We start from the raw sequence: 25,489 nt of genomic DNA, 5'->3' as shown, positions 1-25,489 counted from the left end.
AAAGTCCCGCTGGCGACGCCCACATTTCAAGAGGCGATGATATGCCGACCAAACAATACCTTGGAACCGCCGGTGCCCCGTTCATGGGCACCAGCGGCGACGACCTACTCGAAGGCAGTAATGCCGCCGACTGGCTATTTGGCGCCGGCGGCAACGACCTGATCTACGGCTACGATGGCGATGACGTCCTGAACGCAGGCGGTATTTTCATCAACGGCAGCTGGCAACCCGATACCGACGGCGACAAGCTGTTTGGCGGCGCCGGTAACGACAAGCTTTACGGCAACGCCGGCAACGACACCCTGAGCGGCGGCCTCGGTGTCGACCTTCTGTACGGCTTAGAAGGCGACGACACCCTCTACGGCAGCGGCGGCGACACCATGTATGGCGGCGATGGCGACGATTCATTGTTCATCCCACAGCTCTTGATTAACGGCGCGACGGTCAATGACACCGTCGGCGCGCTGCTCGACGGCGGAGCCGGCAACGATGAGCTGGAGGGTGCGGATGGCTACGATGAGCTGTATGGCGGCAGCGGCAATGACCTGCTGGTCGCCAATGGTGGCGACGACCATCTGGAGGGTGGGGCCGGGGACGATGACTTGCAGGGCGGCCTGGGCGACGATTATCTGGATGGCGGCACCGGCAGTGACATCCTGCAAGGCGGGGCCGGCAACGACTACTATGTTGTGCGCGACCGCAACACCAGGATCATCGACACCGAGGGCAAGAGCAGCGGCATCATCATGGCCAACTGGATCAAGCCGGCCAATGGTGTCAGCTGGACCTGGGGGCAAAGCGTACAAAAACTGCCCTACTGGATCGATGCCCTGAGTCATGACACGGCCGGCGCTATCGCCGACGAACTCGGTGCCAAGCACACCGTCTACTACGCTTTTGCGCAGCAGCCGGCCAGCTGGTTTACCGCCACCGACCGCAAGCAGTTCTCGCCTTTCAACTCAGCGCAGAAGGAACTGACGATCCAGGTGTTGAAGTACATCGGCTCAGTCGTCAATATCAACTTCGTCCAGACCACCAACACGGAACAGAGCCACACCATCGTGTTCGGCAACAACGAGCAGGAAAATTCGGGCGGCTATGCCGGCCGGCTCGATGAAGAGCATGGCAGCCCGGTGCTGCTGGACTACGCCCGCGTGCTGCAGGATCCCACGTCCGACAACGGCGACGCCCTGGCCGAAATGCTGCTGCACGAAATCGGACATGCACTGCATCTGAAGCATCCGTTCGGCCATGCCGATGCCAATGGCAATGTCGGGGCAGGCCCCTTTCTTCCCAATAGCGAAGAAACGGAGCTGTACACCGTCATGAGCTACACCGATTGTGACGCACGCGATTTCAAGGTCTATTCACCGTTCGACCTGGCGGCGCTGCAATACGTCTATGGCATCGCCCCCACCGCGCGCTCCGGCAACAACACCTATGTGCTCGACCCCAAGGCCATGAATATGCTGTGGGACGGCAACGGCATCGACACCGTCGATGGCACGGCGCTGGAGCAGAAGCTGGTGCTGGATTTGCGCCCCGGCTACTGGAGCTATATCGGCAGCAAGGCCGCCACCATCAGCGCCGACGGCCAGATCACCATCAATTTCGGCACCGTGCTGGAACGGGCCTTCGGCGGCAAGGGCCACGACACGCTGATCGGCAACGAGGCCGCCAACACCCTGAGCGGCGGCGCCGGCGACGACACCCTGCAAGGACTACTGGGCAACGATTTCCTGAGCGGCGGCAGCGGCCTGGATACCGCCGTCTTCAGCGGCAAGCGCAGCGACTACACCGTGACCCGAGGCGCGAGCGAAACCACGCTGCTGAGCGTCGAGGAAGGGTTTGACCGGCTCAGCGGCGTGGAGCGCCTGGCGTTTGCCGACACCAGCGTGGCGCTCGACGTTGACGGCATCAATGGCCAGTTGTTCCGCCTCTACCAGGCCGCCTACGACCGCAAGCCCGACAAGGTCGGCCTCGGTTTCTGGGTCGCCATGGCGGACCGGGGCGTCCAGTTGAACGATGTGGCGAGCGCGTTTACCGGCAGCGCTGAGTTCGCCAAACTATATGGCGCCAAACCGGACGACGCCGCCTTCCTGGGCAAGCTCTACAACAATGTGCTGCACCGCCAGTACGACCAGGGCGGTTTCGATTTCTGGCTGGGCGTACTGAAAGGAGGCTACTCGCGCGAGTTCGTCCTGATTGAATTCGCTGAAAGCAAAGAGAATGTGGCCAACGTCGCTGCCCTGATCGCCAACGGTTTCGAATACACCCCCTATATTTGAGGGAGCGCTCGCATTGTCATTTGGCAACAGTTAAGGTATTGTACATTGTTGATATTTTTGACAACACAATACCATGCCAATCAAGCAATCCCTGGGCACGCCCTCCTCGCCTTGGCCCGGCACCGGCGGCGATGACACGATCGAAGGCAGCAGCGGCGAAGACCATCTGTACGGGGCCGGCGGCCATGACAAGATCTACGGCCGCGACGGCGACGATACCCTGCATTCGGGCATGCTGCTGGTCAACAACCAGTGGACGCCCGACCTGAAGGGCGACCTGCTTGATGGCGGCGCCGGCAACGACAAGCTGAACGGCGGCGACGGCGATGACGAGCTGCACGGTGGCGTGGGCAACGACACCCTGGCCGGCTTCGGCGGCGCCGACCTGCTGTTTGGCGAGGACGGCGACGATAGCCTGATCGGCGGCGGCGGCGACAAGCTGTACGGCGGCGCCGGCAAAGATACGCTCGGCATCGGTGCGGTCCTGGTCAACGGCGCCTGGCAGCCGGAGACCGTGGGCGCCCTGCTGGACGGCGGCGCCGGCGACGACTCGCTGACGGGCGGCGGTGGCGCCGACCAGCTGTACGGGGGCGATGGCAACGACCAACTGGCCGGCGGCGGCAAGGACCAGCTGTTTGGAGGCGCCGGCAACGACAAGATCGTTGTCTCGCAAATCAAGGTCAACGGCGTGTGGGTCGACGATACCGGCGCGGCCCTGCTGGATGGCGGCGCCGGCGACGACGAGCTGTTTGGCGGCGGCGGCGCCGACCAGCTGTATGGCGGCGACGGCAACGACAAGATCTACGGCGGCCGCGGCAACGACGAACTGTTCGGCGGCGATGGCGACGACGACCTGGCGATCAGCCTGATCCAGGTGAATGGCGCCTGGGTGTGGGACACCGATGGCGACAGCATGGACGGCGGCGCCGGCAACGACAAGCTGACCGGGGCCAACGGCGCCGATGCCCTGTCCGGCGGCAGCGGCGACGACCGCCTGATCGGCTTTGGCGGGGACGACAAGCTCGATGGCGGCGCCGGCAACGACGACCTGCAAGGCGGCGACGGCAACGACCGGCTCGATGGCGGCACCGGCATCGACAAGCTGTGGGGCGGTGCAGGCGACGACTACTACGTGGTGCGCAGCCGCGACACCGGCGTCTACGATTCGGAAGGCAAGAACAGCGGCATCATCATGGCCGACTGGGTCAAGCCGGTCTCCGGCATCAGCTGGACCTGGGCCGAGGGCGCGCAGAAACTGCCGTACTGGATCGACGCCCTGGGTTTCGACCTGCTGGGCCAGATCGGCAACCGCCTCGACCAGCACCACACCGTCCACTTCGCCTTTGCGCAGCAGCCGGCCAGCTGGTTCAGCGCCAGCGACAGGAACCAGTTCTCGGCCTTCAACGCGGCGCAGCAGGAGCTCACCATCCAGCTGCTGAAGTACATCAGCTCCGTGGTCAACGTCAGCTTTGTCCAGACCAGCGATACCGAAAAGCCCTACACCATTGTGTTCGGCAATAACGAGCAAGCCTCGTCCGGCGGCTATGCCACGCCGCTCTACGAAGGCCGGGCCACCGAGGTGATGGTCGACTACCATCCGCGCCACCAGGACCCCGCCAGCGATAATGGCGCCGCCCTGGCCGGCACGCTGCTGCATGAGATCGGCCACGCGCTGCAGCTGAAACACCCGTTCGGCCACCAGGATGCCAATGGCAGCATCGGTCCCGGCCCCTACCTGCCGGACAGCGAAGACACGCGGGCGCTGACGCTGATGAGCTATAGCGGCGGCGATGAGTTGCGCGCCTATTCGCCGTTCGACCTGGCCGCCCTGCACTATGCCTACGGCGTGGCGCCCAGCGCGCGCTCCGGCAACGACACCTATGTGCTGGACGAAAAAGCCATGAACATGCTGTGGGACGGCAATGGCCGCGACACGGTCGACGGTTCCGCGCTCAGCAAGAACCTGGTGCTGGACCTGCGCCCCGGCTACTGGAGCTATATCGGCAAGAAGGCGGACGTGATCAGCGCCGCCGGCCAGGTCACCATCAACTTCGGCAGCGTGCTCGAAGTGGCGCTGGGCGGCAGCGGCAACGACCAGCTGACCGGCAACGAAGCGAACAACCAGCTGAGTGGCGGCGACGGCAACGATGTCCTCAGCGGCCGCGAAGGCGTCGACGTGCTGCTGGGCGGCGCCGGTCTCGACACCGCCACCTATAGCGGCCAGCGCGCCGGATTCACGGTCGTGCGCAGCGGCGCCAGCGCCACCGTCACCGACACGCAGGGCAATGAAGGCAGCGACGGCCTGACCGGCATCGAGCGCATCAAGTTCGCCGACACCATGCTGGCGCTCGACGTGGACGGCATCAACGGCAAGGTGTTCCGCCTGTACCAGGCCGCCTACGGCCGCCAGCCCGACGCCGGCGGCCTCGGCTTCTGGATCGCGATGGCCGACAAGGGCGTCAGCCTGGACGAGGTGGCGAAGGCCTTCACCGCCAGCGACGAATTCACCAAGCTGTACGGCGCCGCACCGGACGACGCCAGCTTCCTGGCCAAGCTCTATAACAATGTTCTGCACCGTCCCTACGACCAGGGCGGCTTCGATTTCTGGTCGAGCGTCCTGAAGTCGGGCTACTCGCGCGAATTCGTGCTGGCCCAATTTGCCGAAAGCGCGGAAAACGTGGCCGGCACCGCCGCCCTGATTGCCAACGGTTTCGAATACACTCTCTTTGTCTGACAACACAACGAATCAACGATTATGGCAACACGGCAGCACGGCAGCACCCCGGCGGTACCCCGTTTCGGCACCAGCGGCGACGACATCATGCAGGGCACGCCCGGCGACGACTACCTGGATGGCGCGGGCGGCAAGGATGAACTGTATGGCGGCGACGGCGACGATACCCTGAACTCCGGCATGCTCATGATCGCCGGCCAGCTGCGCGACGACCGCGTCGGCGACAAGCTTGACGGCGGCGCCGGCAACGACACCCTGGTGGGCGATGCCGGCAACGACCTGCTGCTGGGCGGCAGCGGCAACGACACGCTGAACGGCGGCGACGGCAACGACACGCTGGAGGGCGGCGCCGGCGACGACGTCCTGATGGGCGGCAACGGCAACGACAAACTGGATGGCGGCACCGGCTACGACCAGCTGCAGGGCGGCATGGGCGACGACGTCTACATCGTGCGCGACCGCCATACGGTGGTCCTCGATTCGGTGGGCCGCAACACCGGCACCATCCTCGGCGACTTTATCAAGCCGGCGGCCAACGTGGCCTGGGTCTGGGCCGAAGGCGTGCAGAAACTGCCGTACTGGATCGACGCCCTGTCCTGGTCCAGCATCGGCGGCATCGGCAATGCGCTGGGTCCGCGCCACACGGTGCATTACGCCTTCGCGCAGGCGCCGACCAGCTGGTTCAGCGCAGACGACCTCAAACAGTTCACGCCCTTCAGCCAGGTGCAGCAGGACTTCACGCGCAAGCTGATGGACTATGTCAGCTCGGTGGTCAATATCGAATTCGTGCAGACCACCGACGTGGAAAAGGGCTACACCATCGTGTTCGGCAACAACGAGCAGACCGGTTCGGCCGGCTATGCCGCCGCCGTGTACGCCGAGAGCGGCACGCCGCTGATGCTCGACCACGACCCGCGCTTCCGGGATCCCGGTATCGATGGCGGCATGGCGATGAGCACCACTGTGCTGCATGAAATCGGCCACGCGCTGCAGCTCAAGCATCCGTTCGGCCACGCCGACGCCGGCGGCGATGTCGGCGACCCGCCCTTCCTGCCGGAAGCGGAGGACATCAAGTCGCTGTCGATCATGAGCTATACCTACGAGGCCGGGGTCAAAGGCTACACCAGCTATTCGCCGTTCGACCTGGCGGCCCTGCACTACGCCTTCGGCGTGGCGCCCACCGCGCGCGCCGGCGACGACACCTATGCGGTCAGTGAAGGCGGCATGAACATGCTGTGGGACGGCGCCGGCCGCGACACCATCGACGGTTCGCAGCTGACGCGCGACCTGGTGCTCGACCTGCGCCCCGGCTACTGGAGCTACGTCGGCGCCAAGGCGCAGCTGATCTCGGCGCCCGGCCAGATCACCATCAATTTCGGCACCGTGATCGAGGCGGCCATCGGCGGCAGCGGCAACGACACCCTGACCGGCAACGAGGCCAATAACAGCCTGACCGGCGGCGCCGGGAACGACAAGCTGGATGGCGGCGCCGGCATCGATACCGCGGTGTTCCTGGGCGCGCGCGCCGGCTACAGCATCGTGCGCAGCGGCGCCAATGCCAGCGTGACCGGCGAAGGCCAGGACAGCCTGGCCGGCATCGAACGCCTCAAGTTCGCCGATGTCAGCGTGGCGCTGGATGTGGATGGCAAGGTGGGCCAGGTGTTCCGCCTGTACCAGGCGGCCTACGACCGCAAGCCGGACCTGGGCGGCCTGGGCTTCTGGATCAGTGCTGCCGACAAGGGTGTCGGCCTGAAGGAGATAGCCGCCGCGTTCATGCAGGGCCAGGAGTTCACTGCGCTGTACGGCGCCAATGCCGACAATGCCGGCTTCCTCACCAAGCTGTACGCCAACGTGCTGCACCGGCCGTACGACCAGGGCGGCTACGACTTCTGGATGAAGGCTTTGGAGAGCGGTTATGGCCGGGCCGACGTGCTGCTCGACTTTGCCGACAGCCCGGAGAACGTGGCCAATGTGGCCACGCTGATCGCGAACGGCGTGGAGTACACGCCGTTCGCCTGAGCCCCGCTTAGGACATCGTCACGGCCACCTGGCCAGCCGTGACGGTGGCGGTGTTGACCTTGGCGATCACATTGGCCGGTGCGCTGGTGCCAACCAGCTTGTTCACCTGCTTGAACTGCGCCACCATCGAAGCCGGGGTCAGGGTGACCACGGTGTAGCCCTGCGCGTCGGTGTTCACGTGGCGCAGGTGCGGGTTGCTGTTCAGGCTGGCCAGCTGCTGCGCCAGGCCCACCAGTTGCGCGAAGTCGGCGCTCGACTTGATGGCAGCCAGCATGCTCTCCACCGGCTGGTCGATCGCATTTTCCGGCACACCCATGCCGGCCAGCTGGTTGCGCATCTGCACCGCCAGGGTGGCCACCAGCGAGTCGGCATTCGGCGCCGCCTTGCCCATGGTGTAGTCCAACATATTGACGTTCAGCTTGGCCGTCGACAGGCCCGGCACCGGTACCGGCAGCGGGTAGGACACCAGGGTCGCCAGGTCGCCCAGCTTGGCCGCCTCTTCGCGCAGGTAGGTGAAGAAGGAGTCGGAGCTGATGCCGGCCGATACCAGGTCCACCATCACCGGCGTGCCGCCGCCTGCGGCGTCGTAGTTGTCGTTGACGGTGCCGGCGAAGAAGGAGTGCAGGTCGCCGGTCAGCGCCACCACGTTGCCGACCTTGTTGGCCTTCAGGTGCTCCATCAGGTTCTTGCGCTCGGCGTTATAGCCATCCCACTGGTCGCAGTTGATCAGGAACTTGCGGAAGTATGGGCCGAGGGCAGCCGCCTTGCCGGCGCCGACCACGAATGGCGATTCCACTTTCTTGGCCAGCACGTCCGGACGGATGTAGCCGAAGGCGATCGCCTGCGCCGCCGCAGTGGCTTGCGCGGTGGCGCTGGCGCCGGCCTTGGCCGCGGTTTCGGCCTGGCCGAAGGCTGCTGCGGCAATACCGGCCTGGGTCATGCTCAGGCCAGCGGTGACGCCGGCGGTCACGCGCGCGGTCATGTCGCCGCCCTTGGCAGCGGCGGTGGCGATGGCCATGGCGCCGGCCTGCGCCAGCTGCGGCGCGGCGCCGGCGGTGACGCCGGCCACGATGGCGCTGGCGACAGCGACGTTGCCGCCCGCCTGGGCCGCCGTGGTGCCGATATTGGTGGCGACGGTGGTTACCGCCGACAGCGCCACCAGGGTGGCGATGGCGTCGGTGCCGTTCAGGCCCATGCGCAGCAGCGACACTTCATTGCCCCACATCTTCCAGGTGGCTTTGGAATCCTTCATGGCGGTTTTCCACCAGTCGCGCTGGGTGGCGCCCAGCATCGACACGCCGGTCAGCGGATCGGCGCCGGCCGCGGTGGCGCCGGCGATCTTCTGCGATTCGACATAGGTGTGCAGTTCCTGCGCCACCAGGTAGCGCGAACCGATGCTGCCGAACGGCTGGCCGGTGGCCGGGTTCGGGGTCGCTTCCGGCACGGTGTGGTCGGCGCGGTACAGGCGCTGGTCGGTCATCACCAGCTGCATCAGGCTGCCGAACTTGAAGTCGCGGTAGATCTTGATGTTCTGGAAGCCGGTAGCGCTGGCGTCGAAGGTGACGTCGGCCGGCATGAATTCGAACCAGGCCTGGTTGGCGCTGCGGCGGCGCGCGGTGTCCTTCTTCTCGCCTTCGGCGTAGGTCTGGGCATCGCCCCAGGAGTCGTCGGAGAACTCGTGGTCGTCCCAGATCGAGATGAAGGCGAAGCGCTCATGCACGGCCTGCAGGCGGGTATCGGTGCGGTACTTCTTGTACAGGTAGCGGTAGTCGGCCAGGGTGGTCGCGTATTTCGCGCCCGAGGTGCCGTTCTTGAAGGTGCCGTTCGGCAGCGTCAGCGCCGGGTGGCGTGCTTCCACGCTGCCGACCTGGAAGGCTTCGCCGACGGTCTCGTAGATGTAGTCGCCGAGGTGGACAATGAAGTCCAGCTTCTCGTTCTTGGCGATATGGTCCAGCGCGCCCCAGTGGTTGATGCTCCAGTCCTGGCAGGTCAGGTAAGCGAACTGCAGCTGCGACACGCTGGCGTCGGCGGCCGGCGCGGTCTTGAAGCGCGCCACGTTGGAGCGCACGTCGCCGGCGATGAACTGGTAGAAGTAAGTCGTGTTGGCCGACAGGCCGGTCAGCTTGTGGCGGATGGTGTTGTCGAAGTCCGGGTTCAGCGCCAGCATCACCTCGGCCACATTGGCGCCGGTCAGCGCGGCATTGCTGCCCAGGGCGGCGCTATTGTCGGCGGCGGTCACCACCAGGCGCACCGCCACTTCGGCCTTGCCGGTCACGGTGGCCACGTCGTCCAGCGCGGACGGCACCACGCGGGTCCACAGCATGATGCTGTCGGCGCGCGGATCGCCCGACGCTACGCTCTGCGGGAATTTCCAGTTGGCGCCGCTGGCCGCTGGCAGGGTGCTGCCCGGCAGCGGGGCTGGCGGGGTGTAATCGCTGCCACCGCAACCAGCCAGGCCGCCGCTGGCGACCGACACGGTGATAAAGCCACCGAGCTTAATAAATTGACGACGGTCCATAGGTCTCAGGTCTCCTTGGTATAAAAGTAATTGTTTTAGGATAATAACTTTACAAGCGCATGAAATACCCTAAATTCCCCGAGGAAATCTACTAATCCCTTGTTTTTTGGCTCGCAATCGTGCGCAGGCGCACGATTGGTCGCGCCGACGCGACAATTTCCACGCTTGGGCGTACCTTTCCCTTACCGAAAAAGACACATTTTGGAAAGGAGAAAGATCATGGCAGGCATCATTCTCGGCGGCACTGCGGGCGGCGAAACCCTGACTGGCACCGCCAATGACGACAGCATCTACGGCAATGGCGGCAATGACCGTATCTACGGCGGCGACGGCAACGATAGCCTGTATTCTGGTGAAATTTACAATCCCGCCACCGGCCAATACCTGGTCGATACCGGCGGCGACCTGTTCTTCGGCGAGGGCGGCAACGACCGCATCACCGGCTCGGCCGGCAACGACACCCTGGACGGCGGCGCCGGCGACGATATCCTGGACGGCGGCGCCGGCTGGGATACCGCCGTCTACGCCGGCGCCCGCGCGGCACTCACGGTCGGCGTCAATATGGGCACCGGGGTACGCACCGTGAGCAGCGCCAGCAGCGGCACCGACACGCTCAGCAATATCGAGCGCATCCGCTTTGCCGACGTGGCAGTCGCTTTTGATGTGGAAGGCCATGCCGGCGACGTGTACCGCCTGTACCAGGCCGCATTCGACCGCCATCCGGACCACGGCGGGCTCGGCTTCTGGATCAAGATGGCCGATAACGGCATCAGCATGGAAACCATTGCCGCCAATTTCGAGACCAGCGCGGAATTCCGCTCGCTGTACGGCGCCAATATCAGCAACGCCGAATACCTGACCAACCTGTATGACAACGTGCTGCACCGCGCCTATGACCAGGGCGGTTTCGATTTCTGGATGAATGCCATGAACAATGGCTATAACCGGGCCCAGATCCTGAACTATTTCGCCAGCAGCGCCGAGAACCGGGCCCAGGTCATCGGCAGCATCCAGGCCGGGATCGACTACATGCCGTACGACGGCTGACCTTCCCCCCGGCGGAGCAAATTTGAGAGGGCGATATGCTAGAATACCGCCCTCGATTGCATACCGTCTAAGGAAGATTGAACATGGCTGGACACAGCAAATGGGCCAATATTAAGCATAAAAAAGCTGCAACGGACGCGAAACGCGGCAAAATCTGGACCCGCCTGATCAAGGAGATCACGGTGGCGGCGCGCATGGGCGGGGGCGACATCAACTCCAACCCGCGCCTGCGCCTGGCAATCGACAAGGCGGCCGACGCCAACATGCCGAAGGACAACGTCAACCGCGCCATTACGCGCGGCACCGGCGGCGGCGACGGCGCCAACTACGAAGAAGTACGCTACGAAGGCTACGGCATCGGCGGCGCGGCGATCATCGTCGACTGCATGACCGACAACCGCGTGCGTACCGTGGCCGAAGTGCGCCACGCCTTCAACAAATACGGCGGCAATATGGGTACCGAAGGCTCGGTGGCCTTCATGTTCCAGCACACCGGCCAGTTCCTGTTCGCCCCCGGCACCGACGAAGCCAAGCTGATGGACGCAGCGCTGGAAGCGGGCGCCGAAGACGTGGTGACCGACGAAGAAGGCGGTATCGAAGTGCTGTGCGGCCCGCACGACTTCCCGGGCGTGAAAGATGCGCTGGAAGCGGCCGGTTTTAAGGCCGAAGTGGCGGAAGTGATCATGAAGCCAGCCACCGAAACCGTATTCACCGGTGAAGATGCAGCAAAGATGCAAAAGCTGCTGGACGCACTGGAAAACCTGGACGACGTCCAGGAAATCTATACCAACGCTGTCATCGAAGAATAATCCCTTATGAAGATCCTGGTAGTCGGCTCGGGCGGCCGTGAACACGCTTTGGCTTGGAAACTGGCGCAGTCGGAACGCGTACAGATGGTCTATGTTGCACCTGGCAACGGCGGCACCGCGCGCGATGTGCGCCTGCAGAACGTGCCGATCACCGATCTGGAACAACTGGCCAATTTCGTCGAGCAGGAAAGCATTGCCCTGACCGTAGTCGGCCCGGAAGTGCCGCTGGCGGCCGGCATCGTCAACCTGTTCCGCGCGCGCGGCCTGAAGGTGTTCGGCCCGACCCGCGAGGCGGCGCAGCTGGAGTCGTCCAAGGACTTCGCCAAGGCCTTCATGAAGCGCCACGGCATCCCGACCGCCGAATACGAAACCTTCGCCGACGCCAAGGCGGCGCACGCCTTCGTGGACAAGATGGGCGCGCCGATCGTGATCAAGGCCGACGGCCTGGCGGCCGGCAAAGGCGTGGTGGTGGCGATGTCGCTGGAAGAAGCGCATGCCGCCGTCGACCACATGCTGTCCGATAACGCCTTCGGCGATGCCGGCGCGCGTATCGTGATCGAAGAATTCCTGGCCGGCGAAGAAGCCTCCTTCATCGTCATGTGCGACGGCAAGAACGTGCTGCCGCTGGCCACCTCGCAGGACCACAAGCGCCTGCTGGACAACGACCAGGGCCCGAACACCGGCGGCATGGGCGCCTACTCCCCGGCCCCGATCGTGACCCCGGCCATGCATGCGCGCGTGATGCGCGAGATCATCATGCCTACCATCCAGGGCATGGCCAAGGACGGCATCCAGTTCACCGGCTTCCTGTACGCCGGCCTGATGATCGACGCCGCCGGCAACCCGCGCACGCTGGAATTCAACTGCCGCATGGGCGACCCTGAGACGCAGCCGATCATGGCGCGCCTGAAGACCGACCTGGTGGGCGTGATGGAACACGCCGTCAACGGCACCCTGGACCAGGTGGAACTGGAATGGGACCGCCGCACCGCCGTGGGCGTGGTGCTGGCAGCCGCCGGCTACCCGGATGCGCCGCTGAAAGGTGCGCACATCCACGGCATCCCGGCTGAAACCAGCGATTCCGTGACCTTCCACGCCGGCACCGCCGACGATGCGGAAGGCAAGCTGGTGACCTCCGGCGGCCGCGTGCTGTGCGTGGTCGGCCTGGGCGACAACATCAAGATGGCGCAAAAGCAGGCTTACGAGGCGGTCGACAAGATCGGCTTCGAAGGCGTGCAGTTCCGCCGCGATATCGGCTGGCGTGGTTTGAAGCACTAAAACCGGTAAAGCAGGGTCAGACCTGCGACGGCCGCGTATCGGGTCAGACCCTTGGGTCTGACCCAGGTTTACCGGTTTAAAGAATGAAAGAACAAATGACCGCCCCCAACCCACAAGACGTCAAAGCCTGGCTGCTTGGCCTACAGGACCGCATCATCTCCGCGCTGGAGACTGTGGACGGCAAGCCATTCCTGCGCGACGCCTGGGAACGCCCGGAAGGCGGCGGCGGCATTTCGCGCCTGATCGAAGAAGGCAATGTGATCGAACGCGGCGGCTGCAATTTCAGCCACGTGATGGGCGCCAAGCTGCCGCCATCGGCCTCGGCGCACCGTCCCGAGCTGGGCGGCCAGCCATGGGAAGCCATGGGCGTCAGCCTGGTGCTGCACCCGCGCAACCCGTACGCCCCAACGGTGCACATGAACGTGCGCTTCTTCAGCACCACCAGCCAGGACGGCGCCCCGGTCTGGTGGTTCGGCGGCGGCATGGACCTGACGCCCTACTACGGCAACGCCGAAGACGCGCGCCACTTCCACGCCACCTGCCGCGACGCCCTGCAGCCCTACGGCAGCGAGCTGCACCCGAAGTTCAAGAAGTGGTGCGACGAATACTTCTACCTGAAGCACCGCAAGGAAGCGCGCGGCGTCGGCGGCATCTTCTTCGACGACTTCAACGCGCTCGGCTTCGAGCAGAGTTTCGCGATGACCCGCAGCGTGGGCGACGCCTTCCTGGCCGCCTACCTGCCGATCCTGGAAGCCCGCAAGGACGCGCCATACGGCGAGCACGAACGCGATTTCCAGGCGTACCGCCGCGGACGCTACGTCGAATTCAACCTGGTATTCGACCGCGGCACCCTGTTCGGCCTGCAGTCCGGCGGCCGTACGGAAGCCATCCTGATGTCCATGCCGCCGATCGTCAAATGGCGCTATGACTGGCATCCGGAACCAGGCAGCCCGGAAGCGGCGCTGTACACCGACTTCCTCCCGCACCGCGACTGGCTGGCCGAGTGAAACGCTGCATCGCACTGCTGGGAGGCAGTTTCGATCCGGTACACAACGGCCACGTCACGCTCGGCAAACTGTTTGCTGAAAAGCTGAAGGCCGACGCGTTGCTGGTCATCCCTGCCCTGCCCTGGCAAAAGGGCGCGCTGGTGGCGACGCCCCAGCAGCGGGTGGACATGCTGACTTTGGCCTTTACCGGCCTGGCCTGCCCGGTCACGATCGACTGGCAGGAACTGGCGCGCGGCAGCGCCACGTATACGATCGACACGCTGCGGGCGATACGCGCCGATGTGGGGCCAGACGTTTCGCTGGCCTTCCTGATGGGCGCCGACCAGCTGCAGCGGCTGAACACCTGGCACGAATGGCGTTCTCTGTTCGACCTGGCCCACATTTGCGTGGCGGCCAGGCCCGGCTTCGAGCTGGACGACGCCCACGTGCCGGCCGAGGTGGCTGCTGAATTCCAGCGCCGCCTGGCCACGCCGGATCAGGTCAGGAACACCCCGGCGGGCAGGACCATGCTGGCGGCCGATATGGCCGTCGACATCTCGGCCACTGCCATTCGTGCTGCATTACAACGGGGGGATGGGGCGCACTCGCTTATCCCACCGGTAGTGCTAGACTATATTGAACAACATAATTTGTATAAGAACTAAATAATGGATATCAAAAAACTGCAAACCCTCGTCGTCGACGCCCTGGAAGATGTGAAGGGCCAGGAAATCGTCGTATTCGACACCACCGGCCTGACCAGCCTCTTTGACCGCATCGCCATCGCTTCCGGTACTTCCAACCGCCAGACCAAGGCTCTGGCAGCGTCCGTGCGCGACAAGGTCAAGGAAGCCGGCGGCGACGTGATCGGCATCGAGGGTGAAGACACCGGCGAATGGGTGCTGGTGGACCTGGGCGACATGATCGTGCACATCATGCAGGCCCCGATCCGCGCCTACTACCGCCTGGAAGAAATCTGGGGCGAAAAGCCGGTGAAACTGGGCGCCGCCAAGCGCAAATCGACCGCCGAAGGCAAGGCCGCCGCTGAAAAGGAAGCCGCGCCGAAGAAGTCCGGCCACCTGGCAGCCACCAAGGCCGCCAAAGCCGCCGAAGCCGTGGTCGAAAAGAAGACCGCCGCCAAGAAGCCGGGCACCGCCAAGGCCACCGCCGCTGCCGGCGCCGTCGCCAAGAAAGCCGCCGCCAAGAAGGCCGCGCCGAAAGTCGTGGCGCCGGAAGGCAAGAAAGTGAAGGTCGCTTCCACCAAGACCGCCGAGGCATCCGCCAAGGCCGCCAAGGAGAAGAAAGCCGCGGCTGCCGCCGCCACCCCGGTCAAGACCGTCATCAAGCGCCTGAAGAAGGCTGCTGCGGCTGAGTAAGTGCAGCTGATCATCGCTGCGGTCGGCCACAAAATGCCGGCCTGGATCGAGAGCGGCTTCACCGAATACGTGAAGCGCATGCCGCCGGAACTGCGCATCGTGCTGAAGGAAATCAAGCCCGTTGAGCGCTCCGGCAGCAAGACCGCCGCCACCGCCATGGCCCTGGAAAGGGAACGGATCGAGGCGGCGCTGCCGAAATCGGTGCGTATCATCGCACTCGATGAACGCGGCAAGGACCTGACCAGCGTGGGCTTGTCCCAGCAGCTGGAAGCTTGGCAGCAGGATGGGCGCGATACCGCCTTCCTGATTGGCGGCGCCGACGGCCTCGATCCCGGGCTGAAGGCCAAGGCTGAAGGCATGATCCGCCTGTCCAGCCTGACCCTGCCGCACGGCATGGTACGTGTCATGCTGGCCGAACAGTTATACCGGGCGTGGACAATTACGCAAAACCACCCTTATCATCGGGTCTAAACCACAAGGCTAACGATGAAACTGGTCGAAAAGAAGATCTACCTGGCTTCCAAGAGTCCACGCCGGCGCGAATTGCTGCGCCAGATCGGCGTGGACTTCGAATTGCTCATGCTGCGCAGCGACGGCCCGCGCGGCCCTGACGTCAGCGAAGAAGTCCTTCCCGGCGAGGAGCCGATGGCCTATGTCGGCCGCGTGGCCCAGGAAAAAGCCGATTTTGCCTGGGATGTCATCCAGAAGCGCCGCGTCTTCCTGCGCCCCGTGCTGTGCGCCGACACCACCGTCACCATCGACGGCGAGATCCTCGGTAAGCCGGCCAATGTAACCGAGGCGGTGGCCATGCTGCACAAGCTGTCCGGCCGCACGCACCAGGTGCTGACTTCGGTCGCCGTCCATTCGCAGGACTTTTCCGGCCATATCACCCAGGTTTCCAATGTCCGCTTCGGCAAGCTGTCCGAGGCGGAGATCAAGGCCTATTGCGCCACCACCGAGCCTTACGACAAGGCCGGCGGCTATGGCATCCAGGGCCTGGCGGCCCTGTTCGTAGAACATATCGAGGGCAGTCATTCCGGCATCATGGGCCTGCCGCTGTTTGAAACGGCGCAGCTGCTGCGCCAGGCAGGATTGAAGCTCCCCTGATGAACGAAGACATCCTCATTAACATCACCCCGCAGGAAACCCGTGTCGCCCTGGTAGTACAAGGCGCAGTGCAGGAACTCCATATCGAGCGCACCCTGACGCGCGGCCTGGCGGGCAACGTCTATTCCGGCAAAGTGGTGCGCGTGCTGCCCGGCATGCAGTCGGCCTTCATCGACATCGGCCTGGAGCGCGCAGCCTTCCTGCACGTGGCCGACATCTGGGAAGCCCGCCCGCACGACGGCAACCAGAACGCCACCCCGACCCCGATCGAAAAGCTGCTGTTCGACGGCCAGGTGCTGACCGTGCAGGTGATCAAGGACCCGATCGGCACCAAGGGCGCACGCCTGTCGACCCAGATCTCGATTGCCGGCCGCATGCTGGTGTACCTGCCGCAGGACGGCCATATCGGCATCTCGCAGAAGATCGAAAAGGAAGCCGACCGCGAAGCCCTGCGCGCGCGCATGCAAAGCCTGCTGCCAGCGGAGGAAAAAGGCGGCTACATCGTGCGCACCCAGGCCGAAGACGCCTCCGACGCCGACCTGCAGGCCGACATCGAATACTTGCGCAAGACCTGGGGCGCGATCTGCCACGGCGCACGCACCCTGCCCCCGACCTCCCTGCTGCACCAGGACTTGAACCTGGCGCAGCGCGTGCTGCGCGACTTCGTGCACGACGAGACGGCCACCATCCAGGTCGACTCGCGCGAGAATTTTGTGGCGCTGACCGAGTTTGGCGGCATCTACACCCCGTCCGTGCTATCGCGCCTGGCCCACTACACCGGCGAGCGCCCGCTGTTCGACCTGTACGGCGTGGAAGAGGAAATCCACCGCGCCCTGGGGCGCCGCGTCGACCTCAAGTCCGGCGGCTACCTGATCGTCGACCAGACCGAGGCCATGACCACGATCGACGTCAACACCGGCGGATTCGTCGGCGGCCGCAATTTTGCCGACACGATCTTCAAGACCAACCTGGAAGCCGCACACGCGATTGCACGCCAGCTGCGCCTGCGCAACCTGGGCGGCATCATCATCCTCGACTTCATCGACATGGAGAACAACGAGCACCGCAACGCCGTGCTCGCGGAACTGAAGAAAGCCTTGGCGCGCGACCGCACCAAGGTATCGGTCTCCGGCTTCTCCGCGCTCGGCCTGGTCGAGATGACCCGCAAGCGCACGCGCGAATCGCTGGCCCACATCCTGTGCGAACCCTGCCCCGCGTGCGAAGGCAAAGGCCAGGTCAAGACCTCGCGCACGATCTGCTACGAGATCCTGCGCGAGCTGCTGCGCGAAGCCAAGCAGTTCAACCCGCGCGAATTCCGCATCCTCGCCTCGCAAGAAGTGGTCGACCTGTTCCTCGAAGAAGAATCGCAGCACCTCGCGATGCTGGGCGATTTCATCGGCAAGAAAATCTCGCTCCAGGTGGAAACCAGCTACCACCAGGAACAATACGACGTCATCCTGATGTAGAAATAAAATTCGGGGTCAGATTTGTCCGAATGACAGATCTGACCCCGATTTTTCCCCGGCGTAGCCGTGTTCGCGTAACCGGCTTTCGGCCATGGCTACCAGGGCCGGGTCGAAGCAGGCGCGCCACTTGGTATTGACCACTTGCGCCTCCAGTGACAAGTCGAGGCGCCCAGCACTGGCCAATTCCGCGAACTCATCCGACCTGATCCGACCCAGCTTGCTGGCCGCGGTGCGATACGCGCCATGACGATGCAACTGGTCGAGGAACTCGCTGAACGGATAATTCAGCACGCGGCGCGCTTCGTCCGCCTTAGCCAGCAGCAGCGCATAGAATTCGTCCTCTTCGCGTCCGCTCATGCTGTAGTTCATGGCGTGCCTGCTGCCCGCTTATCAACCTCCCCCACCGCAAACCGGCGCACGTTCGGCCAGTCCATGGAAAGGTCGTCGTCCTTCGGCGCCGGTTTCGGGCCGCGCGCAACCAGGGCTGCCACGTAGGCTGCATATGCCTGTTCGATCGCCTCTTCCGAAGCGAGCTTGCGTTCTTTGGCTTGCATTTTCACAGATAGGTAAATTGATCTAATTTTTATAACAATTTACCCCACATTTAATGCTTATGCAACAGCATCCTGCATGCATTTGGAGAGCTTATCGAAGTGCATCAGCGCAGCCTGGGTCAGTTCGATCTGCTTGCGGCGCGCATCTTCGGTATCTGACAACATGATCCATCCCTTTTCGCGCATGGAGGTCAACCGGCTATGCACAGTGGCAGGAGAGCCAAGCTCCTTCTTGCCCATCATATCGCGCACGGACAGGCGCTGCTCGCTGCCGCCGGTGCGCGCGATGATACCCAGGATGCGTTCTTCCAGCGGATCAAGCGCCGGCAACGCCGGCAAGCCGCGCAAGGCTTCCGCCAATTGCAAGAAGCGCAGATAGATATCAGCGGGACGTTTGGCACTCTTCATGGTATAAATTCTATCACGATCTCAAAAGCACCTTGGCGGTGTACATGACCACCAGGCTCCCCACCAGGTCGCCGATAAACATCACCGCAAAGCCATCCAGCAGATTGTCGCCGCCGTTTAACGCAAACCAGATATGGTGTAGAAGCGGGCTGGCAAGCGAACAACCCAGCGCGCAAAGCAGTAATAAACGGGGCGTCAGGTTGCCAAGCGATGCGCGCAAGCCCAGGCGCCGCTGCGCAAGCCAATAAACCAGGTAAGGGCCGATAGCGCCAGCGATAGCGCCGAACGTGGCGCGCAGCGCATCACCCGGCACATAGTAGAAATAGGTGACCAGCCAGCCAAGTACCAGCAGGCCAAGCGCGCCAGCGCCGCCGAACAGCAGTGTGCACAGCAAGCGCGTGCCGGCAGGCAGGTAGATCCAACCGATGCCCTGCAAATATTCAGCGCGCTGGAAGAACAATTCATTCGCGAACATCATCGCACCGTGCAGTGCGATCGTCGCTACAAACAGGTAGCAGTTCAGGCGAAACGGGGAAATCGAAGCATTCATGCGGCGCTACGTTAACACAACGCCCCCGTTCCAGCCACCAACAGTCAAATAAAACCATCACCCTGAAGTCGTGAATACCGGGTCCGGCAGGCCTTGCAGGCTTGGGGCGTCGGGGGCGCCGTCGAGGTCGAGGATGATGATCTCGTTGTCGCCGCCCGCGCGCAGCCATGGCGCCGGGACGAACAGGCTCTGTTGCGGGCCGACGCGCCAGTAACGGCCCAGGTGGTGGCCATTCACCCACACATGTCCTTTGCCCATGCCGCGCATATCGAGGAAGGTGCTGCCCTTGGCTTCAACGCGGAATTTGCCGCGCCAGAAGGTGGGACCGGAGCGCTCGGGCGCGCCGCGCTTGAAACGCAGGCCGCTAAGGTCGGCCAGCGGCAGCGGGTACACTTCCCAGTCGTTTAGTTCCTTGCCGCCCAGGCTGGGCTGGTCCATCAAGCCCTTGCGTTCGTCCGGCAGCGACGCGCCGAAGTTGACGCGCCCCATATTCTCCACCAGCAGGTCCAGCGTGCTGCCCGCCTTGAGCGACACGTCGGCGCTGCTTTCACTGCGGCGGCGGTCCACGGTGGCGACGGTGGCGCCATCGGCCATCACGTGGATGTAGTCGCGCGCCTCGCCCAGCTCCAGCTTGCCCTTGGCCGCTTCTTCAAAGCGCTTGCGGTACAGGATGAAGCCGTAGCCCTGGCCGTAGGCCTCCATATTGCGCGCCATCTTCGAGCGGATCGGCGACTGCAGCGTGTCCACCAGCGGCACCGACTCTATCAGCGAGAAGCGCGGCACGGAGATGGTAGGCGTCGGCGCCGGCAGGTCCGGCAGCTTTTCGCCTGCCGGCAAATGGCGTGCAATCGCGGCGCGGATGGCGTGGAACTTCCGCGTCGGACGGCCGGCTTCGTCGATCGCGGCGTCGTAGTCGTAGCTGGTGGTGTCGGGCGTGTAGTTGGTGCCGTTGCTGTTCGCGCCCGGCATCCAGCCGAAACTGGTGCCGCCGTGCGCCATGTACAGGTTGAAGGAGATGCCCTGCCCCAGCATGTAGTCGACCGCTTCGCCCGCCATCGCCGGGCTGACCTTGGCGTGGCGCGAGCCCCAGCTGTCGAACCAGCCGGCCCAGTATTCGCCCGACATGCGCGGCGCATTCTGGCGGAAGGAGGCAAATTGCGCGAAGGCGCGCTTCACGGCGTCTACATTGCCGTTGAAATTGACCACCGACGTCACGCCGGGCAGCGTGCCACGCTCGAGCAGCGATGGCGATGGGCCGTCGGAGGTGAACAGCGGCAGGTCGAATCCGGCCTCGCGGAACTGCGCCAGCATGGCCGCCATGTAGTCGCGGTCGTCGCCATAGGAACCGTATTCGTTTTCCACCTGCACCATCAGGATCGGGCCGCCGCGCGAGGACAGCAGCGGCGCCACTTCCTGCGCCACACGCTTCAGGTAGCGCGCGCTAGCGCTCATGAAGCGTGGATCCAGGCTACGCACGCGCAGCCCGGGGGTGCGCAGCAGCCAGGCCGGGAAGCCGCCGAAATCCAGTTCGGCGCACACATACGGTCCGGGGCGCAGCACCACTTTCAGGCCCACATCGCGCGCGGTCCGGATAAAGGCCGCCAGGTCCAGGTCACCGCTGAAATCGAAACGGCCGGGTTCCGGCTCGTGACGGTTCCAGAACACATAGGTGGTGACGGTGTTCAGGCCCATGGCGCGCATTTGCTGCAAGCGCTCGCGCCAGAATTCGCGCGGCACGCGGGCGTAATGCACTTCGCCGGAGCGGATGACGAAAGGCTTGCCATCCAACTCAAAATGGTCGCCCACAGGCGCGAAATGTGGCACTGTTGATGGCGCGGCCTGCGCACCCAGCGCAGCTGCCACCAGCGCCAGCGCGGTCAGGCGTTTTGCTACTGCAAATTGCATGCTTGTCTCCTGTTTGTTTCGTTTTACCGCGACAAGTGTAAGCAATGATAAGAAAAACGTAAATATATAGATTTTGAACGAAAGTATATTAATTTCGTTTAGAGAGGAGACAAACGATGAAGAACCTGAAAATCGGGACGCGTCTTGGACTGGCGTTTGCCGTGGTGCTGTTGCTGCTGGCGGCGATGACGGTGGTCGGCATCATGCGCTTGCAAAGCGCCAGCGCCAAAACCGAAGCGCTGGTGGCGGAGAACGTGCGCAACGAACGCCTGGTCGCCGAGTGGCAGAAGGTGGTGGAAGTGAATGCTGCCCGCACCACCGCAGCCTATATGGTGTCCGACCCGGCGCAGCAGAAATCCATCGAAGCGCAGATGGCCGCCGCCTCCGGCCGCGCCACGGAAATCCAGGACTTGCTGGGCAAGATCCTGGAGCACCCCGCCTCACGCGCTGCCTACGAGAAAGTGCTGGCTAGCCGCAAGGCCTATGTCGAACAGCGCAAGGCCGTCTACAAGGCCAAGGCCGACGGCGATATGGAAACCGCAGCGCGCCTGTTCATCGACATGGAAGCGCGCCGCGTTACCTACCTCGGCGCGCTGGACGAAGTGACGGCCGCCGAGCACAAAAACCTCGACGCCATCGCCGATGAGATCCAGGCCGGCAACCAGAGCGGCCGCGCCATGCTGATCACGCTGGGCGTGGCGGCGGTGGCGCTGGGCATCGGTTTCGCGTGGATGACCACGCGCTCCATCGTCAAGCCGCTTAGCGACGCCGTGCAGATCGCGCAGACCGTGGCCAACGGCGACTTGAGCCGCCGCATCGAAGCGCAAGGCGAGGACGAAGCGGGCCAGCTGCTGAAAGCCCTGAAGGCCATGAACGACAGCCTGGCCGGCATCGTGGCCGAGGTGCGCCACGGCACCGAAAGCATCGCCACCGCTTCGCAGCAAATCGCCTCCGGCAACCATGACCTGTCGACCCGCACCGAACACCAGGCCAGCACGCTGGAAGAAACCGTCTCCTCGATGGAGCAGCTGACTTCCGCCGTGCGCACCAATGCCGACAATGCCCGCACGGCGCGCGAACTGGCGGCCACCGCTTCCGACGTGGCGACGCGCGGCGGCAGCGTGGTGAGCGAGGTGGTGCAAACCATGGGATCGATCAATGCGGCATCGACCAAGATTGTCGACATCATCGCCGTCATCGACGGCATCGCATTCCAGACCAATATCCTGGCGCTGAATGCCGCCGTGGAAGCGGCGCGCGCGGGCGAACAGGGGCGCGGCTTTGCGGTGGTGGCAAGCGAGGTGCGCAGCCTGGCCCAGCGCAGCGCGCAGGCGGCCGGCGAGATCAAGGACCTGATCAACAATACCGTGCAGCAGGTGCAGGCCGGCAGCGAGCTGGTGAACCAGGCCGGCAGCACCATGGGTGAAGTGGTGAGCAGCATCCAGCGCGTCACCTCCATCATGTCGGAGATCGCCAGCGCCAGCAGCGAGCAGACGGTGGGCATCGAGCAGGTGAACCAGGCGATTGTGCAGCTGGATAATGTGACGCAGCAAAATGCGGCGCTGGTGGAAGAAGCCGCGGCAGCTGCCAGCGCCATGCAGGACGAGGCCGGGCGCCTGACCGGCCAGGTGGGCCGCTTCAAGCTGGCCACCGGCCCGGCCCGACTGGCGCACTAGGAGCGGCGCGCCTGGCGCAATGCTTCTTTCGATGTTGCCTGCGATTTGCCCGGCGGGTGCAGGCCGTAACGCTGCATCAATGCCTGCCACGCGGGATCGGCGGGCAGCTCGCTGACGATGCGCGAGAGGCGTTCGGCCATTGGAGCGGACAGGCTTTGCGAGATCAGGATGCAGCGCCGGTTGCTGTCGCTCGGCTCAGGCACGGCGGTCAAATAGGCCAGCTCCGGGGCCTGTGCCTGCATCGCTTCGAACGTCAGCGCATTCATTTGCGTGAAATCGATGCGCCCTGCCTCCAGCTTACGCACGTTGCCCCATTCGTCGGCGCCGTCGTCACGCTGCAGCTGGCCGCGCAGCACCAGCGGATCCCAAAGCTGATAATGATTGCCGCGCACCCCGCCAAACCGGCGGCCCTTTTTGCCTGCAGCCAGCTCGCCGGCACTCACCGGCGCACCGCGGAACACCAGCACATTCCGATCGCTGAACAAAGGCTCGCTCCAGTTGAACAGCGCGGCACGCTGGCGTCCAACAAAAGCCGGATTCAGGAAGATGGCAATGCCGTTGAATCGCTGCACGGGATGATCCAGATGCATCAGGAGGCGCGCACGCGGAACGTGGACCAGCTTGAACTGCTCGCCCCCCATACGCTGGTTAAGCAGCATAACCAGGTCGTGAGCCAGCCCGCTGCCATCGGCGTTGCGGAACGGCGGGTACAGATAGGTGTTGTAAGCAATGACGGGCGCAGCAACGGCCTGTGCCGAAAATAGCGCAAGCGACAGCAGGAAGACGATGGGGATCAGTACAGGCATGGCCTCATGCTGCCACGGCCGCTGGCCCACGCCCTCCCCCATTGCGAGGGGGTGTCAGGCCGCTGCGTGTGCGGCCAGCCAGTTGGCCAACAGTTGCGCCAGCGCTTGCGGCTGTTCCAGCGGAATCAGGTGGCCGCAATGTGGCAGCATTTGCAACTGTGCGCCTGGGATGCCTTGCGCAAGTTCCTGCGCTTCGTCCAGGCTGCGCAGCTGGTCGTCGGCGCCGTGCACCACTAACACCGGACAGGTGATCCGGCCCAGCTGCGCGGTGTCGGCCTGGCGCACGATCAGCGATTGGCGGATGAAGACGTCGCGGCCGAGGCGTTCGCCCATCAGGCGCACTTGGGCGACCAGGGCTTCGTTGGCGGCGTTGTCGGGGCTCAGGGATTGCTGGATGGCGGCGCGGCCCAGCCCGCGGTAGGCGCCAATCGGGTTGGCGCGGGCAGCTTTGGCGCGCTGTTCGGCGATCACCGGGTTGTCGGCGCGGCTGGAGGTGGCGACCAGGGCCAGCGCCTGCACGCGCTGCGGGGCGAGGCGGACGATTTCGCGGGCCACGTAGCCGCCCATCGAGAAGCCTAGCAGGGTGAATTTTTCGGGACAGCGGGCCAGCACGGCCTGCGCCATGGCGGCAATGGAGTCGCCTTCGGACAGGCTGGCGAAATGCAGCGGCAGCTCGGACGGCAGGTGCGGCAGCATGGCGTCCCACAGCCCGTCGTCCAGCATGTAGCCGGGGATCAGGACCAGGGGTGTCATTTTGCGCTGGCCAGCATCGGTTGCAGGGTTTGCCAGACCTGGCCGGCGCTGATGCCGTGCATGCAGTTCTGGTGGCCGAGCGGGCATTCGCGCTGGCGGCACGGCGAGCACTCCAGGCGCAGCGAGATCGATGCGGCCATGTCGGAGAATGGCGGCGCGTGGTCAGGGTCGGTCGGGCCGTAGATGGCGATCACGGGGCGGTTCAGCGCGGATGCGATGTGCAGCAGGCCGGAGTCGTTGCTGACCACGGCGGCAGCGCGCGAAATCAGGGCCACCGCGTCGGCCAGCGAGGTCTTGCCGGCCAGGCTGACCAGTCCACCGCCTGAGGCCGTGTCCACCAAAGAGCCTGACCCCAGGGTTGACACGGGCTCGGCTGTGGCGGCGAGGATTTCGTTGCAGGTGTCGGCGTCCTTGGGGGAGCCGAGCAGCGCGATTTGGGCTTGCGGGTCGCGCGCGAGGATCTGCTGGGCGAGCTGGGCGAAGTGGGCGGGCGGCCAGCGTTTGGCGCCGCCGAATTCGGCGCCCGGTGCGAACACGACCAGCGGGCGCGCGGGGTCGAGGCCAACCTTGGCAATGGCGGCGGCGACCTGCCGGCCACTGGCCTCCATGCGCGGCTTGGGCAAGCCGGGGCGCAGTGGCGCACCCGGCGCTTCGGCCAGCGCGGCGTAGAACGGCACCATCGGGCGCGGCGGCGTGTCGTCGAAATGCATCACGTTGATCAGGCCATAGCGGCTCTCGCCCTTGTAGCCGACGCGGCGTGCGATGCCGGCCAGCCAGGGAATCAGCGCGTATTTGATGGTATTCGGCAGGATGTATGCCTCGGCATAGCCGCGCGCGCGCAGCAGCCGCGCGTAGCGCCAGCGCTCTTTGAGCTGAAAGGCGCCGTGGCGGAACGGCGTTTCCAGCACCTCGGCCACCTCCGCCATCTGGCGCCAGACCGGCGACACGGCCGGCGGCGCCAGCACGTCGATCGGGCGCTCCGGGTGCGCGGCCTTCAGGCGCTGCAGCAGCGGCTGGGCCATGACGGCGTCGCCAATCCAGTTGGGGGAGATCACCAGCGTGCGTGGCGGTTGCGGGCTCATGTTTTCCATTGGTTTAAGTCCTGTAGCCGGACATTATTACCGATTGCAGCTAAGGCAACAACAACCCGCAGCCAGCGTCGGCTGGGGTAGGCCGACTGTTATAATCGGTCATTTTTCGCCGCCCCGA

The 25,489-nt window shown here is 64.4% G+C and carries 22 protein-coding genes; 13 read left to right on the top strand and 9 right to left on the bottom strand.

The window, feature by feature from the left end:
- Positions 1-41 precede the first annotated feature (41 nt).
- The 3 genes from AAHE99_RS09335 (at position 42) to AAHE99_RS09325 (ending at position 7,041) form a co-directional block, all read left to right on the top strand.
- Positions 42-2,288, top strand: coding sequence for a DUF4214 domain-containing protein (locus tag AAHE99_RS09335; RefSeq protein WP_342116709.1), 2,247 nt, complete (start codon positions 42-44; stop codon positions 2,286-2,288).
- Positions 2,289-2,361: 73 nt separating this feature from the next.
- Entirely contained in the window at positions 2,362-5,022 is a 2,661-nt protein-coding gene (locus AAHE99_RS09330) for a DUF4214 domain-containing protein (protein WP_342116708.1), read from the top strand.
- 21 nt (positions 5,023-5,043) lie between these two features.
- A complete protein-coding gene (locus tag AAHE99_RS09325; protein ID WP_342116707.1) occupies positions 5,044-7,041 on the top strand; it encodes a DUF4214 domain-containing protein in 1,998 nt (665 codons plus the stop codon).
- Between the two features lie 7 nt (positions 7,042-7,048).
- Here AAHE99_RS09325 and AAHE99_RS09320 read toward each other — a convergent pair whose 3' ends face one another.
- A complete protein-coding gene (locus AAHE99_RS09320) occupies positions 7,049-9,559 on the bottom strand; it encodes an alkaline phosphatase D family protein (RefSeq protein ID WP_342116706.1) in 2,511 nt (836 codons plus the stop codon).
- 219 nt (positions 9,560-9,778) lie between these two features.
- On the opposite strand from AAHE99_RS09320, the gene AAHE99_RS09315 reads away from it, so the two are divergent.
- From AAHE99_RS09315 to rng, 9 genes are all read left to right on the top strand, one after another.
- Positions 9,779-10,606, top strand: coding sequence for a DUF4214 domain-containing protein (locus AAHE99_RS09315; protein WP_342116704.1), 828 nt, complete (start codon positions 9,779-9,781; stop codon positions 10,604-10,606).
- 83 nt (positions 10,607-10,689) lie between these two features.
- Positions 10,690-11,415: a YebC/PmpR family DNA-binding transcriptional regulator gene (locus tag AAHE99_RS09310; RefSeq protein WP_342116703.1), complete on the top strand. Its 726-nt coding sequence runs from the start codon at positions 10,690-10,692 to the stop codon at positions 11,413-11,415.
- Between the two features lie 6 nt (positions 11,416-11,421).
- Positions 11,422-12,693 (top strand): phosphoribosylamine--glycine ligase, encoded by a 1,272-nt coding sequence (gene purD / locus AAHE99_RS09305; RefSeq protein WP_342116702.1) that lies wholly within the window; start codon positions 11,422-11,424, stop codon positions 12,691-12,693.
- Positions 12,694-12,788: 95 nt separating this feature from the next.
- Positions 12,789-13,700, top strand: coding sequence for an oxygen-dependent coproporphyrinogen oxidase (gene hemF / locus AAHE99_RS09300; protein WP_342116701.1), 912 nt, complete (start codon positions 12,789-12,791; stop codon positions 13,698-13,700).
- Complete coding sequence (locus AAHE99_RS09295) at positions 13,697-14,344, top strand: nicotinate-nucleotide adenylyltransferase (protein ID WP_342116700.1); 648 nt, start codon at positions 13,697-13,699, stop codon at positions 14,342-14,344. Before hemF ends, AAHE99_RS09295 begins: the two co-directional genes overlap by 4 nt.
- A 3-nt stretch (positions 14,345-14,347) precedes the next feature.
- Positions 14,348-15,055, top strand: a complete 708-nt coding sequence (rsfS, locus tag AAHE99_RS09290; protein ID WP_342116699.1) for a ribosome silencing factor — start codon at positions 14,348-14,350, stop codon at positions 15,053-15,055.
- The gene (gene rlmH / locus AAHE99_RS09285; protein ID WP_130310589.1) at positions 15,056-15,526 is read left to right on the top strand and encodes a 23S rRNA (pseudouridine(1915)-N(3))-methyltransferase RlmH; all 471 of its coding nucleotides are present in this window, start codon (positions 15,056-15,058) and stop codon (positions 15,524-15,526) included.
- A gap of 15 nt (positions 15,527-15,541) precedes the next feature.
- Positions 15,542-16,162, top strand: coding sequence for a Maf family protein (locus tag AAHE99_RS09280; RefSeq protein ID WP_342116698.1), 621 nt, complete (start codon positions 15,542-15,544; stop codon positions 16,160-16,162).
- Positions 16,162-17,628, top strand: a complete 1,467-nt coding sequence (gene rng, locus AAHE99_RS09275) for a ribonuclease G (protein ID WP_342116697.1) — start codon at positions 16,162-16,164, stop codon at positions 17,626-17,628. Before AAHE99_RS09280 ends, rng begins: the two co-directional genes overlap by 1 nt.
- 15 nt (positions 17,629-17,643) lie before the next feature.
- On the opposite strand, the gene AAHE99_RS09270 is transcribed toward rng, so the two are convergent.
- From AAHE99_RS09270 to AAHE99_RS09250, 5 genes are read right to left on the bottom strand one after another with little or no spacing between them, the layout of a single operon-like run.
- Positions 17,644-17,997, bottom strand: coding sequence for a hypothetical protein (locus tag AAHE99_RS09270; protein ID WP_342116696.1), 354 nt, complete (start codon positions 17,995-17,997; stop codon positions 17,644-17,646).
- Positions 17,994-18,182: a hypothetical protein gene (locus AAHE99_RS09265; protein ID WP_342116695.1), complete on the bottom strand. Its 189-nt coding sequence runs from the start codon at positions 18,180-18,182 to the stop codon at positions 17,994-17,996. Before AAHE99_RS09265 ends, AAHE99_RS09270 begins: the two co-directional genes overlap by 4 nt.
- A gap of 57 nt (positions 18,183-18,239) precedes the next feature.
- A complete protein-coding gene (locus AAHE99_RS09260) occupies positions 18,240-18,590 on the bottom strand; it encodes a winged helix-turn-helix domain-containing protein (RefSeq protein WP_342116694.1) in 351 nt (116 codons plus the stop codon).
- 13 nt (positions 18,591-18,603) lie between these two features.
- Positions 18,604-19,140 carry a hypothetical protein gene (locus tag AAHE99_RS09255; RefSeq protein ID WP_342116693.1) on the bottom strand — a complete coding sequence of 179 codons (537 nt, stop codon included), beginning with the start codon at positions 19,138-19,140 and terminating at the stop codon, positions 18,604-18,606.
- Positions 19,141-19,197: 57 nt separating this feature from the next.
- Entirely contained in the window at positions 19,198-21,045 is a 1,848-nt protein-coding gene (locus tag AAHE99_RS09250) for a glycoside hydrolase family 35 protein (RefSeq protein ID WP_342116691.1), read from the bottom strand.
- A 116-nt stretch (positions 21,046-21,161) separates the two neighbouring features.
- Here AAHE99_RS09250 and AAHE99_RS09245 point away from each other — a divergent pair, with 116 nt between their 5' ends.
- Positions 21,162-22,721: a methyl-accepting chemotaxis protein gene (locus tag AAHE99_RS09245; protein ID WP_342116690.1), complete on the top strand. Its 1,560-nt coding sequence runs from the start codon at positions 21,162-21,164 to the stop codon at positions 22,719-22,721.
- On the opposite strand, the gene AAHE99_RS09240 is transcribed toward AAHE99_RS09245, so the two are convergent.
- From AAHE99_RS09240 to waaF, 3 genes are read right to left on the bottom strand one after another with little or no spacing between them, the layout of a single operon-like run.
- Positions 22,718-23,527: a substrate-binding periplasmic protein gene (locus AAHE99_RS09240; protein WP_342116689.1), complete on the bottom strand. Its 810-nt coding sequence runs from the start codon at positions 23,525-23,527 to the stop codon at positions 22,718-22,720. The two genes, AAHE99_RS09245 and AAHE99_RS09240, sit on opposite strands and share 4 nt — an antisense overlap.
- Before the next feature lie 54 nt (positions 23,528-23,581).
- On the bottom strand, positions 23,582-24,280 hold the full coding sequence (locus tag AAHE99_RS09235; RefSeq protein ID WP_342116687.1) for an alpha/beta fold hydrolase: 699 nt from the start codon (positions 24,278-24,280) through the stop codon (positions 23,582-23,584).
- Entirely contained in the window at positions 24,277-25,362 is a 1,086-nt protein-coding gene (waaF, locus tag AAHE99_RS09230) for a lipopolysaccharide heptosyltransferase II (protein ID WP_342116737.1), read from the bottom strand. Before waaF ends, AAHE99_RS09235 begins: the two co-directional genes overlap by 4 nt.
- Between the last annotated feature and the right edge of the window lie 127 nt (positions 25,363-25,489).

This window comes from Pseudoduganella sp. OTU4001, from assembly GCF_038440195.1.
Taxonomy (GTDB): Bacteria; Pseudomonadota; Gammaproteobacteria; order Burkholderiales; family Burkholderiaceae_D; genus Rugamonas.
Note: the sequence above shows the minus strand (reverse complement) of the source record. Positions and strands in the feature narration are given on the sequence as shown.